The 5,742-nt window shown below is 55.6% G+C and carries 6 protein-coding genes and 1 tRNA gene; 2 read left to right on the forward strand and 5 right to left on the reverse strand.

Translation table 11 applies throughout. From position 1 onward, the window contains the following. A partial coding sequence (locus WBM93_RS00160; RefSeq protein ID WP_424426959.1) for a recombinase family protein occupies positions 1–1,071 on the forward strand: 1,071 nt, incomplete at its 5' end. 491 nt (positions 1,072–1,562) lie between these two features. On the opposite strand, the gene WBM93_RS00165 is transcribed toward WBM93_RS00160, so the two are convergent. Beyond that, positions 1,563–1,654 (reverse strand) — tRNA-Ser (locus WBM93_RS00165). A 220-nt stretch (positions 1,655–1,874) separates the two neighbouring features. On the opposite strand from WBM93_RS00165, the gene WBM93_RS00170 reads away from it, so the two are divergent. Beyond that, positions 1,875–2,669: a DUF1134 domain-containing protein gene (locus tag WBM93_RS00170; protein WP_424426961.1), complete on the forward strand. Its 795-nt coding sequence runs from the start codon at positions 1,875–1,877 to the stop codon at positions 2,667–2,669. 19 nt (positions 2,670–2,688) lie between these two features. Here the strand turns inward: WBM93_RS00170 and WBM93_RS00175 are convergent, their stop codons facing one another. Genes WBM93_RS00175 through WBM93_RS00190 form a run of 4 tightly spaced genes read right to left on the reverse strand, consistent with a single transcriptional unit; the run spans position 2,689 to position 5,486 of the window. After that, positions 2,689–3,312, reverse strand: a complete 624-nt coding sequence (locus WBM93_RS00175; RefSeq protein ID WP_424426963.1) for a riboflavin synthase — start codon at positions 3,310–3,312, stop codon at positions 2,689–2,691. A gap of 33 nt (positions 3,313–3,345) precedes the next feature. Then, positions 3,346–4,296, reverse strand: a complete 951-nt coding sequence (gene ribD / locus WBM93_RS00180) for a bifunctional diaminohydroxyphosphoribosylaminopyrimidine deaminase/5-amino-6-(5-phosphoribosylamino)uracil reductase RibD (RefSeq protein ID WP_424426965.1) — start codon at positions 4,294–4,296, stop codon at positions 3,346–3,348. Positions 4,297–4,319: 23 nt separating this feature from the next. Further along, a complete protein-coding gene (locus tag WBM93_RS00185) occupies positions 4,320–4,811 on the reverse strand; it encodes a hypothetical protein (protein WP_424426967.1) in 492 nt (163 codons plus the stop codon). 12 nt (positions 4,812–4,823) lie between these two features. Further along, positions 4,824–5,486, reverse strand: a complete 663-nt coding sequence (locus tag WBM93_RS00190; RefSeq protein WP_424426968.1) for a TonB family protein — start codon at positions 5,484–5,486, stop codon at positions 4,824–4,826. Positions 5,487–5,742: the final 256 nt, after the last annotated feature.

Raw genomic sequence — 5,742 nt, forward strand, 5'->3', positions numbered from 1 at the left:
GACAAGCCCAGCGGTACGAACCGGATATTGGAGGTCAATGAGGACGAGGCGCGAATTGTCAGGCTGATATTCGCGACTTATCTTGAGCTTCGTTCGGTCCATGCCCTCGCACGATGGTTAAGCGAACGTGGGATTGTTTCAAAAGTCCGTGTGACCCGGAAAGGCAAATTGCTTGGCGGACAGCCATTTAGCCGAGGCGCATTATTCTATCTTTTGCGCAACCAAACCTATCGCGGTATGCTCAACCACAAGAAAAAGGTTCATCCCGGCTTGCACGAAGCGATTGTCGATACTGATCTGTTCAATAGTGTTCAACAATTGCTTAGTTCCAATGCGCGCCGTCATGGCTGTCGCCGCGATCATGTCGCCAAAGCGCCGTTTACCGGACGTTTGTTCGATAGCGAAGGAAGTCCTATGTCGCCGAGTTTTTCGCATGGCGCCCGAGGACAAGTCTATCGCTATTATGTATCAACATCGCTACTCAAAGGCGGAAAGAAAAATGGTGAATTGGTCCAGCGTGTTGCCGCGACCACACTTGAACAGGTGGTTGAGCACTGCATATTAAGGCTAATCCCTCAAACCAATTATCGTCCACAAATAATGCCCACGCGAATTGAGGTGCATGACACTTCCCTGATCCTGCAGCTACCGGTCAAATTTCTTCACTCGATTCGTAAAAGGCTCTCACCTGACGAAAGGGCCGAAGTCGATCAGGCAGATCCCAAATATTTGAAACTGACAGTGGCTATCCAAATGCAGCGGCATGGCGCAAAATTTATTATCACTGGCTCGGGATCAACAATACCGCGACCGGATCCAATACTGATTAAGGCTTTGCGCGCAGCGCATTCCCTCATTGAAACCGACCGGCGTGGCTTGCCGCTGCTAAATGCAGCCCCAAGCAAATCGTATAAGCGTTTGCTGGTTAGGTTGGCATTCCTGGCGCCGGACATTCAGGAAGGCATTTTGGCAGGTATGCAACCTCCGGGGTTTACGCTAGAGCGGCTTATTCATGGCGAAATACCGGGCTCCTGGAAGGCACAACGACGGCAGTTTGCATGGACAAATTAGGCAAAGACCTTTGGGAATTTTCATATCGTGGCGCGCTGTTGCCAAAGCGGGATCCTGAGTTTGGTTATCGCCTAAAAGATGTAGTCGGTCTCGTAAGCGTCTTCGCCGATCCCGCGAGAGCAAGTCCCTGTTCGTGAAAATATTTTCCCTGTTGCTCACGATTAAATTCCCTGTTTTTGAATTAACAGGGAAATCATGTTTTTTGGCCTTCAACCCACTGATTTTCAGCTAATATTTTCTACAATTTGGTGCAAAAATGATGCTCTAGACCTGTTTTTGCCCGATTTTTGAAAAATTCCCTGTTTATTCCCTGCACAGCAGGGAATTCGATGGCTGCTTTTCCGCGACAGAGACAACGAACAAGAACCACGGCAAAGTGTCTCAACTTTTCCTGCGCATTGCTTGCAAAAATTAGTTTGGCCGCAAATTTTACCCACATGTCGGGCGGTTACGAGGCGCGCCTTCGTTCAGAGAATAGTGCTGGGGGTGAATGGAGGACACGGAGGGATTCGAACCCTCGAAGGACCGTGAGGCCCTTGCCTCCTTAGCAGGGAGGTGGTTTCAGCCGCTCACCCACGTGTCCTCATGGTTTGGCTAAGGGTCGCGCTATAACCAAGCATCCCTCTGGCTGCAACGGGTAAAGTGGACCTCGTGAAATCGGGATCAAAAAGCGGGAAACCGCCTGATTTCGGCCAAGGGACTCGCACTGCCGCAGAATCGACTCATCTCGTCGTCCGTTCATTGCGCGGTCATGTCCAACAGCCGAGAGCCGTTTCTGGCTGGTAATGGGAAGGAGTTTACCCATGTTACCGTTATGTATGAAGAAATCTTTGGGTCTGTTCGCTGTTTTGGCCCTTGCCATTGCACCGGTCGCGACGCCCGCTTTCGCCCAGGTTGAAAGCGTCGATCCGAATGATGTGATCGATGCCGATCTGGCAGCGCCCGATTATGATGGAAATTTCGAATCCAGCGCCGCGAGCCCCAGGACCGTTGATGATACTCCGTTCGATAGCGATATCGATGCGGATATTATGGCACCCGCAAGCCCGGCAACCGGCGCGGCCCAAACCGGCGGTCAGGCGAACGGCGTAGCGACGACCACAGCCGGTGATAGCAACACGTATCAGGATGATGACCTGATCGGAGCGGCAGAAGGCGTTTTCGGCAAAGGCGCCAAAGGCCTCGCCGAACTGATCGAGGATATTCTCAAGAAACAGGGCCGGCCAAACGCCTATATCGCCGGACGCGAAGCCAGCGGGGCATTTGTTGTCGGATTGCGCTACGGTTCTGGCAAACTCTACCACAAGATAGAAGGCGAACGTCCGGTCTACTGGACGGGACCGTCAATCGGCTTTGATTTCGGTGGCAATGCCGCCAACACCTTTGTCCTGGTCTACAATCTGTATGACAGCGAGGAACTGTACCAGCGCTTCCCGGCCGGCGAAGGCGCGGCCTATTTCATCGGCGGCTTCCACGTCAGCTATCTGCGCAGCGGCGACAAGGTGCTGATCCCGGTACGGCTCGGCGCGGGCCTGCGGCTCGGCGCGAATGTCGGCTATATGAAATTCAGCAAGAAGCAGAAATGGTTGCCATTCTGACCCGCTGAGAGACCCGCTATCAGTCGGTTTTGGCCCAGCCTAGCGACCGGACTTTTTCCATCCGCGCCAGATATCGCGCCAATATGTCAATCTCCAGATTGACTGCGCGACCTGCGTCCAGCTCGCCGAGCGTGGTCACTTGCGCCGTGTGGGGAATGATGTTGAGGGTGAACAGCGCGCCTTCCTCATCGTCGGTCACCGCATTCACGGTGAGCGAAACGCCATCCACCGTGATCGAACCCTTGGCGGCGATGAAGGCCGCCAGATCTTTCGAAACCCGGATGACAACTTCACGAGAACCACCCACAGCTTCGGCTGAAACCACTTCACCGACGCCGTCGACGTGACCGGTTACAATATGACCGCCCAGTTCATCCCCGACTTTTAAAGCGCGCTCGAGATTGAGGCGGCGTCCCGCAGTGAATTGCCCCGACGCTATGCACGAAATCGTCTCGCCGGACACATCAACCGCAAACCAGTCGGCCCCTTTGTCAACCACCGTCAGGCATATGCCCGAACAGGCGATCGAAGCCCCGAGGTCGACGCCATCCATCGCGTAGCCGCAAGTGATCTTGACGCGCAGATCGCCACGCTGGTCGAGCGAGTCTATGGTCCCGATATCTGAAACTATGCCTGTGAACATGGATGATCCTAATCGCTATATTCTGTCCGGAACCTAGGCGGCGTGCTCATATATCTCAAGCACATCCTGCCCCAGCTCGCGCCGGTCGGTGCGCCGCCACTGGCCGTGCGCATCGCCAAGCTTTTGCAGACCGATGTCGCCGATACCGGGCAGTCCGCCGCCGATAATAATCGGTGCGCGATAGAGCATAAGCCGGTCAATCAGACCCGCTTGCAGGAAAGAAGCTGCGGTTGTTGCGCCGCCTTCGACGAGCAGCCAGTTGATATCGGCCAGACCGGCGATCTCTGCCGGTTCGGCAATCTGCAGCCAATGGTCGGGTATTTCGGGATCATTGCCGAGGATGACCGGTTGCGGTGAATGATCGGTCAAGCCGTCGATTCGGACGTCGAGCCCCGGCTTGTCGGCCTTTGCTGTCCCCGCCCCGACGAGAATCGCATCGCTGCGCGCCCGCTCGAGATGGGCGTGGGCCCGTGCCCTGTCACCGGTAATCCACTGGCTGGTACCATCTGCCATGGCGATACAGCCATCAAGCGACATGGCGAGTTTGAGGGTAACAAACGGTCGTGCGTTTTCAACACGGCTCAGAAAACCGGCCATCGCACGGCGGGCTTCCGGTTCCCGGATCCCGACCGACACGGTTATGCCAGCATCACCCAGCCGATCAATGCCTCTGCGCCGGGTGCGTTCATCGGCGTCGAGAGTTGCGACAATCACTCTTTTTGGTTTCGCATCAATGATCGCATTGCTGCAGGTCGGACCGCGGGTGCTTTCGTGGGCACACGGCTCCATGGTTACATAGATGTCAGCGCCGTTGGCGGATGCCCCGGCTTCGGCCAGCGCCATTTCTTCGGCATGCGGCCGTCCGCCGGGCTGGGTCCAGCCACGGCCGACAATGATGCCTTTCTTGACAATGACACAGCCGACATTGGGATTGGCACCGGTCCGACCGCGTCCTCGCTCTGATAGAGCGAGCGCCACTGCCATAAATTGTGCATCGCCCGGAGGGTTCAACATTGCAGGCCGGCGGGGCGCTCTACCTCTACCTCGCCACGCGCCAGGCGGGCTGCGACCGCTTCACGTTCGATCTCGTCGACGTCCATGCCGGACATCCGACCCAGTGATTTCACCGCTTCGCGGCGCTTCGTTTCCAGCTCGTCCTTGAGACACTGGATCTCCCAGCGATCCTGCAGGATCTCCTCATCGGTCCGGTCCATTGTCCAGTTTTCGACATAAATGACCTCTGCTGGTACATAAGTGTAGGTATTTACCTTGGGATCCAGCCAGAAAAGGAAAAGAATGACCGACGTACAGGCAATTGCCAGGACCGCCGGAAGCAAGCGCTCCCCCGGTTCACTCTGGCGAAAAACAGCGATCAGGTCGCCAAAACCGCCGGTTACAGATGCATCTTTCAAAAGGCCCATTTTCTCCAAATAGTCGCGGTACGCGCGGATGGCCAGCCCTTCCCGCAAAATTGCAGCGGGAAAATCCAAACCGGCCATCCGGCGCGGCATTCAGCCGTTGATTTCAAACCGGACTTTCAGTGTCATCCAGCTTTCAATCGGTTTTCCGTCTTTTGTAGCCGCGGTGAATCGCCATTTTTTCAGGGCCTGCTTGCGCGTGGCGGTCCAGAAATCCACGTGCGGCGAATCGATCAGTTCGATGTCCTTCACCCGGCCATTGGCACCGACCAGAACCCTGACGCTGACCTCGCCCTCCTGTTCGCGCCGCAACAGGCCAACCGGGTAAGCGGGCTGAAACTCGGCTGCGTAACGTGTGTTGAGGCGCGCGCCCACAATCACCGGATCAGGCACGATTTTGACCGGGTCAAAAGGAATGGCACCGCCGGTTCCACCCGATCCGGCCTTGATATCAACGTCGCCATAATTGTTGACAGGAACCACCGGATCTCGAGGCAGATCGATAATCGGCCGATCGGGCATCACTTGCTTCGTTTGTCGTGCAATTTCGACTTCAGGTTTTTGGTCTTCAATAACCGGTTCGGGCGGCTTCTGAGCCGGAACGGGAAAGGCGAAGATTGGCCCGTCAAACTTCTCCGGAATCTCGATTCCGGGCATCGCCATCACCGCCGCGATAATCACGGCGTGAACGGCGCCGGCCAATATCATGCCCTTGGAACGCGGTGTCTTGTTCTCGTATATGGAAACATAGCTCATCATCATATCCTCTCGACCATCCTCAAAAATGGCGAAGCGGCCGATGCCTGTTTGACTATCTGACCCCATCGTCAATTGTAATGATATACTATTACATAGAATATGGCAAGCACGGCTCTTCTGATAGAAAACCTTTTTATTAGAGATAGTTACGAGGTGGCTGTGGTCAGTCTGGCCAGCGCGATTTCACGACCGATCAACGGCAGCAATGCGTTCATATCCGGTCCATGGTCGAGTCCGGTCAACGCCTGACGCA

Source organism: Parasphingorhabdus sp. (genome assembly GCF_049667325.1).
Lineage (GTDB): Bacteria > Pseudomonadota > Alphaproteobacteria > Sphingomonadales > Sphingomonadaceae > Parasphingorhabdus.